15 protein-coding genes and 1 pseudogene are annotated in these 16,646 nt (G+C 37.2%); 10 read left to right on the forward strand and 6 right to left on the reverse strand.

Going from position 1 to position 16,646, the window contains the following annotated elements; all coding sequences use genetic code 11:
* Positions 1 to 47: 47 nt before the first annotated feature.
* The 3 genes from dnaA to acnA form a co-directional block, all read right to left on the reverse strand.
* Positions 48 to 1,622: a chromosomal replication initiator protein DnaA gene (gene dnaA / locus H710_RS00580; protein WP_041848922.1), complete on the reverse strand. Its 1,575-nt coding sequence runs from the start codon at positions 1,620 to 1,622 to the stop codon at positions 48 to 50.
* 690 nt (positions 1,623 to 2,312) lie between these two features.
* Positions 2,313 to 2,579 (reverse strand): 30S ribosomal protein S20, encoded by a 267-nt coding sequence (gene rpsT, locus H710_RS00585; RefSeq protein ID WP_041848923.1) that lies wholly within the window; start codon positions 2,577 to 2,579, stop codon positions 2,313 to 2,315.
* 206 nt (positions 2,580 to 2,785) lie between these two features.
* The gene (gene acnA / locus H710_RS00590; RefSeq protein WP_041848924.1) at positions 2,786 to 5,473 is read right to left on the reverse strand and encodes an aconitate hydratase AcnA; all 2,688 of its coding nucleotides are present in this window, start codon (positions 5,471 to 5,473) and stop codon (positions 2,786 to 2,788) included.
* A 290-nt stretch (positions 5,474 to 5,763) separates the two neighbouring features.
* On the opposite strand from acnA, the gene ccmA reads away from it, so the two are divergent.
* From ccmA to H710_RS00615, 5 genes are read left to right on the forward strand one after another with little or no spacing between them, the layout of a single operon-like run.
* Positions 5,764 to 6,390, forward strand: a complete 627-nt coding sequence (gene ccmA, locus H710_RS00595; protein WP_041848925.1) for a heme ABC exporter ATP-binding protein CcmA — start codon at positions 5,764 to 5,766, stop codon at positions 6,388 to 6,390.
* Entirely contained in the window at positions 6,387 to 7,052 is a 666-nt protein-coding gene (gene ccmB / locus H710_RS00600) for a heme exporter protein CcmB (protein WP_041848926.1), read from the forward strand. The genes ccmA and ccmB overlap by 4 nt, the downstream gene beginning before the upstream one ends.
* Before the next feature lie 45 nt (positions 7,053 to 7,097).
* The gene (locus H710_RS00605; protein WP_041848927.1) at positions 7,098 to 7,853 is read left to right on the forward strand and encodes a heme ABC transporter permease; all 756 of its coding nucleotides are present in this window, start codon (positions 7,098 to 7,100) and stop codon (positions 7,851 to 7,853) included.
* Positions 7,854 to 7,864: 11 nt separating this feature from the next.
* Positions 7,865 to 8,116: a heme exporter protein CcmD gene (gene ccmD, locus H710_RS00610; protein WP_041848928.1), complete on the forward strand. Its 252-nt coding sequence runs from the start codon at positions 7,865 to 7,867 to the stop codon at positions 8,114 to 8,116.
* The gene (locus tag H710_RS00615) at positions 8,091 to 8,717 is read left to right on the forward strand and encodes a DsbE family thiol:disulfide interchange protein (protein WP_041848929.1); all 627 of its coding nucleotides are present in this window, start codon (positions 8,091 to 8,093) and stop codon (positions 8,715 to 8,717) included. Before ccmD ends, H710_RS00615 begins: the two co-directional genes overlap by 26 nt.
* Positions 8,718 to 8,967: 250 nt before the next feature.
* On the opposite strand, the gene H710_RS00620 is transcribed toward H710_RS00615, so the two are convergent.
* Positions 8,968 to 9,504 (reverse strand): GcrA family cell cycle regulator, encoded by a 537-nt coding sequence (locus H710_RS00620; protein ID WP_041848930.1) that lies wholly within the window; start codon positions 9,502 to 9,504, stop codon positions 8,968 to 8,970.
* Positions 9,505 to 9,906: 402 nt separating this feature from the next.
* Between H710_RS00620 and H710_RS00625 the strand changes: the two genes are divergently transcribed.
* Genes H710_RS00625 through H710_RS00635 form a run of 3 tightly spaced genes read left to right on the forward strand, consistent with a single transcriptional unit; the run spans position 9,907 to position 13,069 of the window.
* Positions 9,907 to 11,112, forward strand: coding sequence for an aspartate aminotransferase family protein (locus tag H710_RS00625; RefSeq protein WP_041848931.1), 1,206 nt, complete (start codon positions 9,907 to 9,909; stop codon positions 11,110 to 11,112).
* A gap of 4 nt (positions 11,113 to 11,116) precedes the next feature.
* The gene (gene argF / locus H710_RS00630; RefSeq protein ID WP_041848932.1) at positions 11,117 to 12,052 is read left to right on the forward strand and encodes an ornithine carbamoyltransferase; all 936 of its coding nucleotides are present in this window, start codon (positions 11,117 to 11,119) and stop codon (positions 12,050 to 12,052) included.
* A gap of 27 nt (positions 12,053 to 12,079) precedes the next feature.
* Positions 12,080 to 13,069: an Hsp33 family molecular chaperone gene (locus tag H710_RS00635; protein ID WP_041848933.1), complete on the forward strand. Its 990-nt coding sequence runs from the start codon at positions 12,080 to 12,082 to the stop codon at positions 13,067 to 13,069.
* Between the two features lie 420 nt (positions 13,070 to 13,489).
* Here the strand turns inward: H710_RS00635 and H710_RS00645 are convergent.
* Both H710_RS00645 and H710_RS00650 read right to left on the reverse strand, forming a co-directional pair.
* Positions 13,490 to 14,078, reverse strand: a pseudogene (locus tag H710_RS00645) (Smr/MutS family protein).
* A 45-nt stretch (positions 14,079 to 14,123) separates the two neighbouring features.
* On the reverse strand, positions 14,124 to 14,816 hold the full coding sequence (locus tag H710_RS00650; RefSeq protein WP_041848936.1) for a Tim44/TimA family putative adaptor protein: 693 nt from the start codon (positions 14,814 to 14,816) through the stop codon (positions 14,124 to 14,126).
* A gap of 201 nt (positions 14,817 to 15,017) precedes the next feature.
* On the opposite strand from H710_RS00650, the gene H710_RS00655 reads away from it, so the two are divergent.
* Both H710_RS00655 and secB read left to right on the forward strand, forming a co-directional pair.
* Positions 15,018 to 15,545, forward strand: coding sequence for an FxsA family protein (locus H710_RS00655; protein ID WP_041848937.1), 528 nt, complete (start codon positions 15,018 to 15,020; stop codon positions 15,543 to 15,545).
* A 103-nt stretch (positions 15,546 to 15,648) separates the two neighbouring features.
* A complete protein-coding gene (gene secB / locus H710_RS00660) occupies positions 15,649 to 16,128 on the forward strand; it encodes a protein-export chaperone SecB (protein WP_041848938.1) in 480 nt (159 codons plus the stop codon).
* Positions 16,129 to 16,646 lie beyond the last annotated feature (518 nt).

The raw sequence follows: 16,646 nt of genomic DNA on the forward strand, positions 1-16,646 counted from the left end.
AGTTAATCTCATCAACTTTCTTCATTCTCCTATTAAAGTTATCAACGCTATACAGTCTGCTCTCCAATTAATCGTTTAAGCAATTCAAGCTCTTTGGCTAAAGTCTGATCATCACAAACCAAATCTTCAATTTTACGTACTGCATGCAAGACTGTTGTATGATCACGTCCTCCAAAACGACGCCCAATTTCAGGCAATGAACGAGGTGTTAACATTTTTGCCAAATACATTGCTACTTGTCTTGGCTTAACAATCGTACGAGTACGACGATTAGATAATAAATCCTGCTTAGAAACATTATAATGGCGCGCAACAGTACGCTGAATTTCTTCAATTCGAATTCGCCTTAACTCACTTGAACGGGTCAAATGGCCTAATAATTCATCAACCCGCTGCAATGACAAATCAGTTTCAAAAGACTGACGAAACAATAATTGATTGAATGCTCCTTCAATATCACGACCTGATCCTAAAACCGTTTTAGCAATATACTCCAAAATATCGTCAGAAATCGCAATCATATTATCATCTTGTTGCGCTATCTTTAATCGTCGGCGTAACATTTCCAAACGCATTTCATAATCCGGTGCTTCAATCTCAAGAGCAACCCCTCCTTGAAGACGAGATCTAACCCGAAGATCCAACGATTCTAATTCTGCTGGCGGACGATCTGCTGCAACCACAACCTGTTTTGCACTATTAAGCAACATATTGAGTAAATGACAAAATTCATGCTGAATCGACTTTCCTTGTAAAAATTGCATATCATCAATAATCAAAAGATCAATATCACGAAGCTGTTCTTTAAAAGACAAAGCATCATTATCGCGAATCGCTGTTGCAAAACGCCACATAAAATATTCAGCCGTCAAATAAATAACCCGCGTAGGCGTCAAACGCTTTAAAGCAGCGGCAGCAATAGCCTGCAATAAATGAGTCTTTCCCAAACCAACAGACGCATGAATAAAAAGAGGATTAAATCGCAAAGCACTTTTATGCCCTTCAGCAATCGAACGCGCCGCTGCTAATGCAACACGATTAGAAGCCCCTTCAACGAAACTGTCAAAAGTATAGCGAGAATCAAGTGGTGAACCAAAAACCCCCGCTTGCGTATTCCTTGCTGAACTCTCTGTGTAATTCTCAACCAAAGGTGAAGTGTTTGATTCCTCCAACATAGGAAGAACAGGATTACCATTCGTTCTGCACACAACGTTTTTCGCAACACGCTTCATATCACGAACAATAACTTCAACACGAAGAATCGCAGAATTTTCTTGCTTCCACAAACTGGTTAAAAGAGAGCCATAATGATTATTAATCCAAGAACGTAAAAATGCTGTAGGAACAGAAAGTTTCACGAGATTACGATTATATTCGGAAAGCTTCAAACGGCCAAACCAACTGGTATAAGCTTCAATACCAACCTGCGTTTTCAACTGCGCCATCACACGTGCAAAAGCAGCTGCCCCTTCCTCTTCTGAAATAACCGGATATTCCACAGAGGCATTTGCACTAACTGGCTTACTGATATCCATCATTTTATTTATCATTTCCTCCGTCGATAAGATATCCACTGAAACTCTTTTTAAGGAACTAGCTTTAGAACTCAATTTATCCACCATTTTTCATCTCGATAAAAACCATACTCCTACCTTGCTAAACAAAGAAATTGAATAGCAGAGCAGAACGCCCTTCCCCAATAAGACTTCTCATCCTCCCCCAGGATATCACCCTCACGGCTTCATTGATAAATGATGACCAATAAATTTATCTCACACTGATCATACGATACGTTTTTCCATACGGAAATATATCAATAAAGGAAACTCAAAAACCAAACATAAAGCCTACTTAAATCAAAGATTTACACAACCATAGATTAAAAAATTTTCTACTCAACACCATAATACTGAGCTGACATAAATCTTGTGCATTTTCAATTTCCACAAAAACCATACAAAACAGCAGAGGTAAAATGCAAGAGGTCAAAATAAAATCAAAAGACCAAAAAAATCCGCAATAAATTTATAACTTTATAAAAGGATGAGAAAACTTATTGATTCAATTAACTTTTTTTTACACAAAATTTACCAATAATAAAAAATCCGCTTATGTTAAAAAAAATAAAAAAAAGCTTGACAAAAAAAGACTCTATTAAAATCCACAATGCTTGTGGATAACTATCTGAATCTCATAAATTTAGTATATTTTTCAATGGTTTATAGACACTTAGCAACATAACCCAGCAGTCAATAAAAAAAGCCAGTGCCTGCCATGAGGTACTGGCTTTTCATATCAAATGAAAAAAAGCTCTAGGCGCTGAGTGCTTTCAAACGTTTTACCAAACGTGATACTTTCCGTGCTGCAGTATTTTTATGCAAAACCCCTTTGGAAACTGCGCGCATAATTTCAGGTTCACAATTTCTAAATGCCGTTTCTGCAGATGCCTTATCACCCCCAGCCAAAGCATCATTAAACTTACGAATAAAGGTGCGAACGCGAGAACGGCGGGCCTTATTAACTTGCGTGCGTGCTGCGATCTTACTCACTGCCTTTTTAGCCGAAGGTGTATTCGCCATAAATGAATCTCTCTTTTTTTACTCATCGGTAAAATGAGTCTAAGCCACATCATATTATCGAAATAAATAATAATTAAGCTATAAAGCTATCTTCTAACTTATAACGTAACCTTAAGGTTGACGTCAATTAAATTCTCAAAAACTAAGAGTAAAATTAAAGTGTTTTTACCACAATTTTATCAAGCTCTTAAACAGATATGCTGTGTTTAAACCGCTAATTGACGCAAAACATACTGCAAAATGCCACCATGATGCAAATAATCTAACTCATCTTCAGTATCGATACGGCACAACAAGGGCATAATTTTTACTGTTCCATCCATAAAAGTGATTGTAGCTGTAGTCTTTTGACGAGGTTTCAAATCATTGATTCCCTCAATCGTTACTTGTTCATCTCCTTTTAAGCCAAACGACTGCCAACTTGCACCTTCTTCAAACATAAAGGGAACAATACCCATACCAACAAGATTAGACCGATGAATACGCTCAAAAGATTGAGCAATCACAGCCTTTATACCAAGAAGATTAGCGCCCTTAGCTGCCCAATCACGAGATGACCCATTGCCATATTCAATACCCGCAAAAACAACAAGTGGAACTCCGTTCTGCCTATATGCCATTGCTGCATCATAAATTGTTGTTTCCTGCTTTGATGGATAATGAATTGTATACCCCCCTTCACGACCATTTTCTCCTAGCATAAAGTTACGAATGCGAATATTGGCAAAAGTTCCACGCATCATAACTTCGTGATTCCCACGACGCGTTCCGTATTGATTAAAATCAGTGACTTTAACACCGTTGTCAGTCAAATATTTTCCGGCAGGGGAATCAAGCTTTATCGAACCCGCAGGGGAAATGTGATCAGTTGTAATTTTATCACCAAACAAACCCAAGATTCGTGCATTTTTAATATCTGCTAATGCACTAGGAACTTTTTGCATATCCTCAAAATAAGGGGGATTACGCACATAAGTTGACTGATCATCCCAGGAATAAGTTACACCAGAAGGAACCTGAACTTTTTGCCAATTTTCATCCCCCTTAAACACATCAGCATATTTCTCAACAAAAATCTCACGCGTAACATTTTGTTCGATAAATTCCTGTACTTCTTCAGAAGTTGGCCAAATATCTTTTAAATAGACCGGTTGACCGTCTGAACCTTCACCAAGAGGCTCCTTAGTTAAATCTCTACACACTGTTCCTGCTAAAGCATGGGCGACAACCAACGGTGGCGAAGCCAAATAATTTGCTTGCACATCAGGCGACACACGTCCCTCGAAGTTGCGGTTACCTGAAAGAACTGCTGCAGCAATTAAACTATTATCATTAATCGTTCTAGAAATGGCTGAATGCAAAGGACCGGAATTTCCAATACATGTTGTGCATCCAAACCCTACTAAATTAAATCCTAAAATATCTAAATCTTTTTGAAGACCTGAACTAAGAAGATAAGCCTCTACCACTTGTGAACCAGGTGCTAAAGACGTTTTAACCCATGGTTTACTTTTAAGACCTTTTGCAACAGCATTACGCGCCAAAAGACCCGCGGCAATAAGAACACTAGGATTTGACGTATTCGTACAAGAAGTAATTGCAGCAATCACAACATCCCCATGACCAAGATCATAGTGTTCATTCTCAACCCTATAACGATCATTGTGACCACTAACTTTCTTATAATCATCAACTAAGGCCATGCTAAAATCCTGCCCCACATTTTCCAATGCAATACGTCCTTCAGGACGCTTGGGGCCAGCCATAGAGGGCACAACGCTTCGCATATCTAATTCAATTGTATCACTAAAAACAGGATCAGCTGTGCTTTCATCATGCCACATCCCTTGTGCCTTAGAATAAGCTTCTACCAAAGCAATTCGATGTTCATCGCGCCCTGTCATATTGAGATAACGCACTGTTTCTTTATCAATGGGGAAAAAACCACACGTCGCTCCATACTCAGGTGCCATATTTGCAATCGTTGCGCGATCCGCTAGGGTCATATGCTCTAAACCAGGACCAAAAAATTCAACAAATTTACCAACGACACCCTTCTTACGTAGAATTTGCGTAACCATCAAAACTAAATCAGTAGCAGTTACACCTTCCTTCAATTTTCCTGTCAAACGGAAACCGATGACTTCAGGTAACAACATTGAAACCGGCTGTCCTAACATTGCCGCCTCCGCTTCAATACCACCAACACCCCAGCCTAAAACACCTAAACCATTAATCATCGTTGTATGCGAATCGGTTCCCACACACGTGTCAGGATAAACTGTCTGACAATCATTCTCATCCTTTATCCACACACATTGCGCCAAATACTCCAAATTGACCTGATGACAAATCCCTGTTCTTGGAGGAACAACACGAAAATTTTGAAAAGCCTTCTGTCCCCACTTAAGAAAACGATAACGTTCGCCATTACGTTCATATTCGCGCTCAATATTTTGACTAAACGCCTTCGGATTCCCAAAATGATCAACGATAATTGAATGATCAACAACGAGATCAACAGGAATAAGAGGATTGATTTTGTTAGCATCACCCCCAAGATTAACCATAGCATCACGCATTGCAGAAAGATCAACAACTGCAGGAACACCAGTAAAGTCTTGCATTAAAACGCGTGCAGGGCGATAAGCAATCTCTGCACCAGCACGACCTTTATCACTTAACCATTTAGCAATATTGAGGATATCCTCTTTCTTGACTGTGCGACCATCTTCAAATCGTAATAAATTTTCAAGAAGAACTTTCATCGAAAATGGCAAACGGGAAGCATTTTCAAGTCCATTTTTTTCCGCTTCAATTAAGCTATAATAAATATATTCTTTGCCATCAAAATTTAAAATTTTGCGACAATTAAAACTATCAACTTGAGACATGATTATTCACCCTCATACTATCAAATCACTTGCTTCCCAGAAGGAATAATACAAACACGAGCCAAGTCGCAACTTAAATGCGAGTATAACTTTTCCGCTATCCATTCCCCGTCTTCTTATTAGCAAATTTGGAGATTAACCTCAAAATCTGTTTCACATGAACCATTAATGTAGTGCATACTTTATAGAATTATTCTTAGAACTATTCTAGATACAATTGCACAAAAAATATGTTTTTTGCTTTATAACGCAATAAGAACTACAGAAACGAAGGAGAAAACAAGCAATCCATGATGTTATTGAGCAAAAATTTAGCAGCATATAGAAATGAAAAAATTCTCTTTCAAAGCCTTTCTTTTTGTTTATCCACGCAACAACTCATGACAATCACAGGTCCAAATGGCATTGGAAAATCTACATTGCTACGAATCATTGTCGGTCTTCTTAAAGCTTCTGAAGGTCATGTCGTGCTTCAAGACCAAAAACAAATATACCCTGTAGCAGCTGCATGCCATTATCTTAGTACCCAAAATGCCATGAAAGCTTTTTTATCAGTTATCGACAATCTGAAATTTTGGGCAGAATTTTATGGTCAAAATCTTTGCCAACCTTATGAAGCCCTTGCAGAAGTTGGCCTTGCCGATCTTGGACATTTACCCTTCAACGTTTTATCAACTGGTCAAAAAAGACGCGTAGCTATCGCTCGCCTTTTATTATCTTATCGCCCTCTTTGGATTTTAGATGAACCAATATCTGGGATGGATAGTTATGCTCAAGCTATCTGCGCTAATCTTTTTCAACATCATCTCAACCGAGGCGGAATGATTATAGCGGTAACCCATACGCCTCTTGGTCTTCCTGAAAACCATATAATTGCTCTAGAGAATTTTTTACCTTCCCAGGAGAACGTAGAATGAAAGCTTTATTCTGGCGCGATCTCAAACTAACCTTAGCTCCACAAAATTCTTTATTAACAGGGCTTTTGTTTTTCATTGCCATCATTATGATGACCCCTTTTGCTATAGGGTCAGATCCAGACATTCTTGCACGAATAGGCCCAGGCATGTTGTGGCTTGGAGCTCTTTTCGCAGGACTCCTCAACCTTAATAAACTGTTTCAAACTGACCGTGATGATGGAAATCTCGACCAATTTATCCTCTTTGACCAAAGGCAAAGCTTAGCATTAATTGTTTTTACCAAATGCCTTGCGCATTGGTTGGGAACCATGCTGCCCATCATTTTTGTGACTCCTATTTTAGCATTCATGTTCTATTTGGATATGACGACAATTTTTGTGACAATGCTTACCCTTTTATGCGGGACACCTGCTATCATTTTTATTGGCTCTATCGGTGCGGCATTAGCAATATCACTTTCACACAGTACTATCCTTATTTTTATCATCATTTTACCATGGACAATTCCAATATTGATCTTTGGCATTGCAACTGCCACAGCTCCAACAACACAAAATGTTTCTTTTTTTACTGCCTTGGCTCTTCTTATAGCTTTTTCACTCTTTTTTAGTGTATTTAGTTCTTTTGTAACAGCGATAACACTTAAATATTTATCAGAGTAATAAAAAAAATTGCCGCGAAACCAAAGTCTGCCTATTATAAAATCTATGGATAAATTATCGCACAATAAAAACACGAAATTGACCTTCGCAAATTCAACCCGTTTCATGCAGGTCAGCAGAACTATTTTGCCTTGGTTAGCTAGTATCACAGTGTTTTTGCTTATTCTAGGTCTAACTTTGGTTATACATTCTCCTCATGATTATCAACAGGGAATTACTGTCAGAATTATGTATATTCACGCACCATTTGCGTGGTTATCAACATTCTGTTACATCATGATGAGCGTCGCCGCACTCAGCAGCTTAGTTTGGGGTCATCACCTCGCTAGTATAGCCCTTAAATGTGCTGCACCTATTGGAACAATCTTTACAGCCTTGGCTTTAATGACAGGAGTTCTTTGGGGGCGTCCTACATGGGGAACATGGTGGGTATGGGATGCTAGACTGACATCAGTTTTGATCCTATTTTTTATCTACATCGCTATTGTCATGCTCTCGCGTGCTTTTCATAACCAGGTCAAAGCTGCATATGCTATAGCAATTCTGACACTCGTTGGATCCGTCAATATCCCCATTATCAAATTTTCTGTCAGTTGGTGGAATACACTCCATCAACCGGCATCATTATTACGTGCAGGAGGCACAACAATTGACAGTCCCATGTTATGGCCATTGATAACAATGACTCTTTGTTTTATTTTTTTGTTCATTATATTGCATTTACTGGCTATGCAAAATGAAATCACTTACCGTTATATACAAACACTTCAAAATAAAGCAGCCGACCGCACTCAGAACTAGGACACTTCGTTATGCTCGACCTCAATAACATCCAAAATCAACATTTGGAAAATTTTTCCCAACGCATTGATCGTCTCCTCGGTACCCTTCATCATGAACAGATTGTTGTCTTAAGCTATGTACTTTCTGCAATAATTCTTCTCTGTCTCATTGGACATATTATTTGTAAGAGTACACACCAAAAAAAGATCCTGCAACAACTGCAAACAAAAGAGCTGGTTTGGAAAGAAAAATACAATGAAAATCGCTCCATCCAAATCTAGAAAAAAAATGTCTTGGCTTGTTTTATTGAGCCTTTTTGGACCATTCTTGCTATTTCTCCTTCTGATCACATTTTTTTTTAGCTCTATAGATAAAAAAAATCTCTATGATGCCTCTTTCATTCCGAACGCATTCATTGGAAAACCAGCTCCTAAAATTCACCTTCCTTTATTAAATAATGAGAATTATTTAAATTCAGAAGAATTTAAAGGGCGCGTAACGTTGGTTAATTTTTGGGGATCTTGGTGTCCATCCTGCCGCCAAGAACACCCCATTCTCATGGAAATCGCAAAAGATCAACGTTTTGATCTTATTGGAATTAATTATAAGGATAATAAAGATAACGCCCAACGTTTTTTAAATAATTTTGGTAACCCTTTTAAATATGTTGGCTTTGACGCTTCAGGGTATACAGCTATCAACTGGGGCATATATGGATCACCGGAAATTTTTGTTTTAAACAAAGACAGCGTTATTATCGCTACACATATTGGCCCTTTAACATGGCAAATTTATCAGCAAAAAATCCTACCCAAAATTGAACAAGCCATAGCAACTATACAAAAATCGTCCAATGACACACCACTCATATTACCCAAATGAACTGTTAAAAATCGAACAAAGTAGAAATTCCGCTTTGATTTAAATTATGTATGCTTAAAAATATATGTCTATTTTTCTTGTTACACTCAAAACCTACTCGTTTTGTTGAAGAAAAGTTTCTCATCTTCATTTCAATAAGAAGCTTAAATAATGAAAATAACCGCATCTTCTCAAAGAAAGAAAACTTATATCCACAAAATTAAAACTTAATTATGCAATCTGATGTTCAACTCAAAATATATTGCGAGCATTACACTCTTGCTCGCCGTCTTTCTGAAATTGGTTGAAATGCTATCTTAGCATGAAAAGCACAATAAGGACTGCCTTCCCCGGAGTCAGCACCACAAAAATGAAAATCCGATAATAAAGGATCCCCAACCGGCCATCTACATGTATTCTCACTCAGTTGCAAAAGATTAAGATGACGCGCCATAGGAACAACGACTTTTGATGTTGCAGAAACATCATCTTTTGCTGTGTCATGCGTCATAAGATCTACTTTTAAAGCTGTTGTTCTAACACTACAAGACGGAGAAATTTCTGGTGTTACCGATGGTGTAACACGATGCACTCTAGATACTGACGGCACTATATCAGCGGTAAGTGTTTTTTGCGTACGCGACACTAGTTGCACTGTTTTAACACGTCCTGGTAATTTTAACCGATGTACTTTACCAATTACAGCATTCCTGCTAACCTCACCCAACTGAGCAGCGATTTGACTTGCGCTTAAACCTTCACTCCAAAGCTTCCTAAGCAGTTCAACGCGCTCATGTGTCCAACTCATACCAGAACTCCATTCCGATCATTCCATCGAGGTACATCCAAAAGCACCCCAAATGTATTAACCATATTTAAACAGTTTAATGAAGTATTCTAATACTTTGAAACAAAGCACTCGAAACTTCATTGAACCCGTGGAATTTGCAAACGGATACACAATCTCGTTTGCTAACTTAGACTACAATGTCTAACAACTCTATGACAAGGGCCTTTCCTTCTTGAAGTGTGCTTTTAAGATGTTTTCCCCAACTTGCAGATTAATATTATAAATAAATCTTTGTATTTATTTCAACTCTTGTATGCAAATACAGATTATTGAAAGCTTTTATTAATTAACGCGATAGTCTATCATTAATGCAGCGTTGTTTTATTTATTATAAACAGTGCTCAGAAAAAGGAAATAATGATGAGCATAACCTCTAGGCAGTCACTTTATAATAGCTTTAATCGACGTAATTTACATTTTACACAAGGCGATGGTGTATGGCTTATTTCTGATAAAGGAGAGCGTTACCTTGATTTTACATCTGGCATTGCTGTCAATGTCTTAGGATATGGTCACCAAAAACTGATTCATGCTCTTAAAACACAAAGTGAAAAACTCTGGCACATTTCTAATCTTTTTCAATCCCCTGAACAAGAGGCTCTTGCTATGCGTCTTTGTGCAAATAGCTTTGCTGATAAGGTTTTTTTCTGTAATTCTGGTGCTGAAACACTGGAATGTGCATTTAAAACTGCTCGCCGTTATTATTATACCCTAGGTCAACCAACACGTGTTGAAATCATTACTTTTGAAGGTGCATTTCACGGTCGTACACTTGCAACGCTTGCAGCTAGTGGACAAAAAAAATATCTTGAAGGCTTTGGTCCTAAAGCTGGTGGCTTTGTTCAAGTTCCCTTTAATGACGAAAAAGCTTTACGTAATGCCATTAATAACAATACAGCAGCCATCCTTATTGAACCCATTCAAGGAGAAGGAGGATTGCGGACAGTCCCTCATGAAACTTTAAAGTTTTTACGCAACCTATGTAATGAGAATGATCTGTTATTAATTTTGGATGAAATCCAAACCGGAATAGGACGAACAGGAAAATTGTTCGCTTATGAATGGAGTAATATCACTCCCGATATTCTTACCCTTGCAAAGGGACTAGGAGGAGGCTTTCCATTAGGAGCCTGTCTTGCAACAGATAAAGCTGCAAAATGCATGATACCAGGAACTCATGGCTCAACTTTTGGAGGTAATCTTCTTGGCATGGCTGTTAGCAATAGCGTCCTTGATATTGTCTTAGAACCAGGATTCCTTGATCATGTTCAACACGTAGCAAATAAACTAAAACAAGGACTTTCAACCCTTCTTGATACTTATCCTGACGTAATCAACGCGATTCAAGGAACAGGCCTTATGATAGGTGTTCAATGTGTAGTTCCTCAACAAGAGCTAATCACCGCATTAGAAAATGAACATATTCTAAGCGTTGGTACGAGTAAAAATGTCGTACGCTTTTTGCCCCCTCTTATAATAACTGAAGACGAAGTATGTGAAGGCCTGCATCGTATTGAAAAAGCAATTGCTCATCTTTCGCAAACTAACAAAGAAAGACAAATATAATATCATGACACATGCTCCTCGTCACTTCACCGACTTATCTATTTTAACTCCACAAACAGCACGAGCTCTTATCGATTACGCCAAAATCCTCAAAAAAACTTTTAAAGAAGGAAAAGCTTCAAAACCCTTTGTGGGAAAAACACTGGCAATGATTTTTGAAAAACCATCAACACGCACCCGAGTTTCATTTGATGTTGGTATGCGTCAACTTGGTGGGGACACGCTTATGTTAACAGGTTCAGAGATGCAACTTGGCCACAGTGAAACTATCGCTGATACAGCACGCGTATTATCGCGTTTTGTAGATATTATCTTATTGCGTACTGCAGCACATCACCGAATGCTTGAATTAGCGCAATATGCCCAAGTTCCTGTTATTAATGCCCTTACAGATGACACACACCCTTGCCAAATTTTGGCGGATATTCTTACTTATGAAGAACATCGTGGCCCCATTGCCGGCAAAATATTCGCTTGGGTCGGAGATGGCAACAATGTTCTCCATTCTTTGATTGAAGCAACAGTTCTTTTTGATTTTCACTTACGCTTTGCGACACCACAGGGGAGTGAACCACAAGCACGATATGTCAACTGGGCACGTGAACAAGGCGCTCATATTACATACACCCATAATCCGCAAGAAACCGTCGAAAATGTTGATTGCATCATCACTGACACGTGGATTTCTATGGGGCAAGAATTTCGTGCTCGCAATCACTCGATTTTTCAACCCTATCAAGTTAATGAAGCCTTAATGAAATTAGCGAAACCTAATGCTCTTTTTATGCATTGCCTTCCTGCTCACCGTGGCGAAGAAGTTGTAGATTCCGTAATCGATGGGCCACATTCTGTTGTATTTGATGAAGCTGAAAATCGTCTTCACACTCAAAAATCAATTCTTTCTTGGTGTTTACAAGATGCATTCTTCTCCACACAATAATTTGTCAAAACAAAACATAAAAAAGATATGAATAAAAAATCTGACCAGACTAAAAATGACATCTATTTTAATGACATTGACCTAAATAGAGAGGACGCTGTCATTCCCTTTCAAGTTGAAGGACTTGATATCCGTGGACGAGTTGTACAACTCGGAGAAATTTTAAACTCTATCCTTATACAACATCAATATCCTGAACCTGTCTCATATCTTTTAGCAGAAGTTTTAGTTTTAACCGTTCTCCTCGGCACATCACTTAAATTTGAAGGCAAACTTATTTTACAAACCCATTCCGATGGGCCAGTAAATATGTTGGTATGCGATTTTACTGCCCCTTCCAATCTACGAGGTTATGCTCGTTTTGATGAAGAACGCTTAAAACAAGCAATCATTGACAATCAAACATCTTCAGAAATACTTCTTGGGAAAGGCACTTTGGCCCTTACTATTGACCAAGGAGCCCACACGCAACGCTATCAAGGAATTGTTGCATTAGATGGATCAAATTTACAAAAAGTTGCTTGTACTTATTTTAACCAATCAGAACAAATTTCGACCGATGTCCGTTTAGCAGTCGCCACATTAATTCATCGTAATCAACAAAGACAAACGAAGAAAAGTTGGCGAGCAGGAGGTATTTTAACGCAACTCCTACCTCAAGCATCCTCTCATCAAAAAATACAAGAAGTCAAAACCCACGCCCAACTTGAAGACCAATGGCAAGAAGTTAAGGCACTTATGGAAACCATTGAAAATGCAGAACTTTCTGACCCTCAAGTGGGAACTGGACGATTATTATTCCGCCTCTTTCACGAACAAGGTGTCAAAGTTTTTAAAGCCCTTCCCATCGTAGCTAAATGTTCTTGTTCCCGCAAGAAAATTAAAGAAATATTAGATGGATTTTCTTCAGAAGAACGAATTCAAATAACAAAAAATGAAAAGATTTCTGTTACATGTGAATTTTGCTCAACAATTCATCATTTCAAACTACAAGAACTGTCTGAAATAAAAACGTAAAAATAATTTTCTGTGATAACAAACTTTGTTCTCTCATTGAAAAATAGCAAAAAAAGTACGGAATTTTGCACCTTTTCGGAGCATGAATATCAATGCTGTCTTTAATCTCTGCACTCAACCTACTACATGCCTATAAAATAAAAATAACTCATTAGTGTTACCTTAAATAAGAAATCAAGAGGAAACTTTAGAATTGGTTACAGATTAATCCCATGAAAATTTGTAGTTTTCCTATCGCTCACAAATATATCAAATTATTTTCATTGAAATGGATAGAACAAAATAATTTGTACTATATGAATCGAAAGAAACAAAACTGTAATATAAAAATCACCACCTTTTATACCCTACAGCGTCTCTTCAAAATATTCCCCGAAAGCATCATACTCAATGCAACTGATATCAAAAGCATTATGCCCTTTAGATAGAACGACGCAGCCAAACATAAAGCGCACCCCGACCACCATGCTGGGGACTAGCTTGCTCAAATGCATAAACATAGCATCGAAAAACCGTCGTTGATAACCAATGAGGAACAAACCGATACAAAGCACCATCACTCCCATGTGATCGGCCTTTTCCTGTTATAACCAAAACATGACTCAATCCACGCCGCTGAGAAGACTGAAGAAATTCTTTTAAAGAAAAATAAGCCTCATCTTGTACAAGACCATGGAGATCAATCCGTGCTTCGATAGGACGATGACCTCTTGCAATTTTACGATATATTGCGCGATTGAAATGCTGTATTTTTTCTGTTTGCGCAACCATCTCTTTTCTTCCCTTAACCATCGTTGATCTTTGTTGAGGTTCTTGAAAGAGTGGAACAACTTGTGTCACTTGTAATTTTTTATTTTCGATATTCTCAATATCTTTTTGCACGGAAGAAGAGAAATCTCTATGAAGAGGTGTAACAGTCTGACAAATCTTTTCCCACAACAAACGATCTTGTGCAATCAATGGCTTTAAGTTTTTCTTCCCATTCATTTCTAGCCACTTGATCTTCCAACTTTATTGGATCTTATTCAAAACACCAAATAAACGCAAAATTATTTTAACTTTCATCTTCCGTTGCAAAAAGCTTCCAATTTGGATTTTTCGATACACTGTCACGAACAAAAGTCCAAACATCTCTAATTTCTACAATAGTCTCAGGATCACCATCTATACGCTCTTCTTGCTCATTATAAGTCACAGAAATAATCTCACTGACAATACGCACGGTGAGCAACTCTTCTCTTTTTTGCATTCCTGCTGAAATAAATTCAACCTTATTAATCCCAACAAAAGTAAATTGAATTCTTTCATTTCTTTTTTCGCGCTGTTCAATAGCCTCACAAAAACTTTCAAAAACATTTTGAGAAAGAAGTTCTTTAAGCTGATCGCGATTGCCTTGCGCAAAAGCTGTCATGATCATTTCATAGGCAACTTGAACACCATTTATGAAAAACTGAGGAGAAAAACTAGAATCAGCCTGACGAATAGCCCGCAAACCATCATTCAATGCGCTTCCTTTTGGTGCAATTGCATCAATATCGCTAAAATCACCCTTTTGCGCATTAATTTGCTGAGGAAATGAAACAATATCACCTGTTGTATCTGTTTCAACCTGTTTTGTAGAATGACCAGAATAAGGATTGAAAGGAGGTCTTTCAAAACCAGTACGTTTACCTAATACATTACGTAATTGTACAAAAACAATAACCATAACAACAAGAGCAATCACAAATACAACATCAAATCCCATGATTGTCGTCAATCTCCAAACCTAAAAATGATCCATAAAAACATTGCAATCAATAACATCTATCAATACACATGTAAAATAAGTTAATTTGCCATTCAAAATAGTGTTAATCAAATCGTATTTATGCTTCCCTGTTTAAGTTAAAACAATAATGCTTATATAAATTCTTTCTATGTAAAATATTGAGAAGGGAATTTTCGTGTGACAAAATTTTATCATATAAAACCCCGCTTTTTACTGGTTATTGTCCTTTGCGCTCTTTTTGTTGAAATTGCTGGTTTTATCCTTGTTGGAAAGGAAATTGGGGTTTTAGCAACTTTGAGTTTAATCTTTTTAACAATGATAAGTGGAAGCATTTTACTCCGTATTTATGGCGTTAACCTCCTTAAAAATATACAACGTGGTCTTATTCAAGGGCATATGCCAACGCATAATATAAGCGATGAAGCTTTTATTCTTATTGGTGCAATTTTACTTATTATTCCTGGTTTTGTAAGCGATATTATAGGAATATTACTTCTTATAAAATCAGTACGCACTTGTGCTCAATCCTTCCTCTCATTATTAAATAATAAAATCAACGCTAATGCTAAAACAACGTCTCAAAATAAATTTGAAAATATAATTGAACTTAATGCAGAAAATTATCAAAGCTATAATGCGAAAGAATCTCCTTGGCATAAAAGCAATGATAATCATTCAAAAAACTTAACAGATACAAAAAAATAATAAAGATAATGAGGACGTTTCTTGCAACCTCTTGCAAGGCATGATAACCAATTTGTTTTTAGAGTTAGAACAAATTATCTAAGATAATGAAAGGTTTTTTAATATGGCTCAAGGTAGTGAAATAAATAATGACAATGAAAAACCTATTTTCGCTGTATTGACTCAATATTTGAAAGATCTCTCATTTGAGAATCCAAACGCTCCTCGGTCATTGCGTCCGCGAGAAAAATCACCCAAAATTGACATCAATATTAACGTTGATGCTAATCCAGTTGGTGATGATAATTACGATGTTGTCTTATCACTTTCAGTCAAAGCCGGTGATGATAATGATATATTGTTTCATGTAGAACTAGTTTATGGTGGTGTTTTCCATATTCAAAATATCCCACAAGAACACATTATGCCGCTGGTTTTTATTGAGTGTCCCCGTCTTTTATTTCCTTTTGTACGGCAAATTATATCTGATGCAACTCAAAATGGTGGCTTTCCACCTCTGTGGATCGATCCGATTGATTTTGTAACTCTATTTCAACGACGTATTGCTGCAGAACAAAAAGATAAACCTACACAATCATCCTAACAATCTTTTCGCACAATCATGTGTACTCTGCTGTTTCTTCTCTTGTCATTGGTAAGATCATAAAATTAGATATTTTTGCTTTTAAAGCAAGATTTACCGAGAATATGGGTAATACCATATTTATAAAATCTATATTGCATCCATTCAAAAGCTCATAATAGCTGCTTCATCAATAAGCTTGGAACATTGTGTTAATCATTTAAGGTAATGATTAGCCAAACTTCATAAAATGAATGCCCCCTGTTAATCTGCATTAAAAGATACTGCTACATCGCCTCTATAGAAGCTCCATTTATATAAAAAATAACAACACCTTTAAAATTCCATAGCCTTCTTGTTGTTTACAAAGCTGAAATTTTGGAATGCTTACAATATTTTTTATTCCTGATAATCCTAATCCATTGATAAAAGAAATTATCTCTTCAATGATCTCAGAAATTTTTTAGCACGACCAAGAGTATCTTAACCTGTTTTTTATTTCTGATGCTTAATAAACATGACGATAAACACCACCTATC

The sequence above is a fragment of the Bartonella bacilliformis Ver097 genome, assembly GCF_000709795.1.
In the GTDB taxonomy this organism is placed as follows: domain Bacteria; phylum Pseudomonadota; class Alphaproteobacteria; order Rhizobiales; family Rhizobiaceae; genus Bartonella; species Bartonella bacilliformis_A.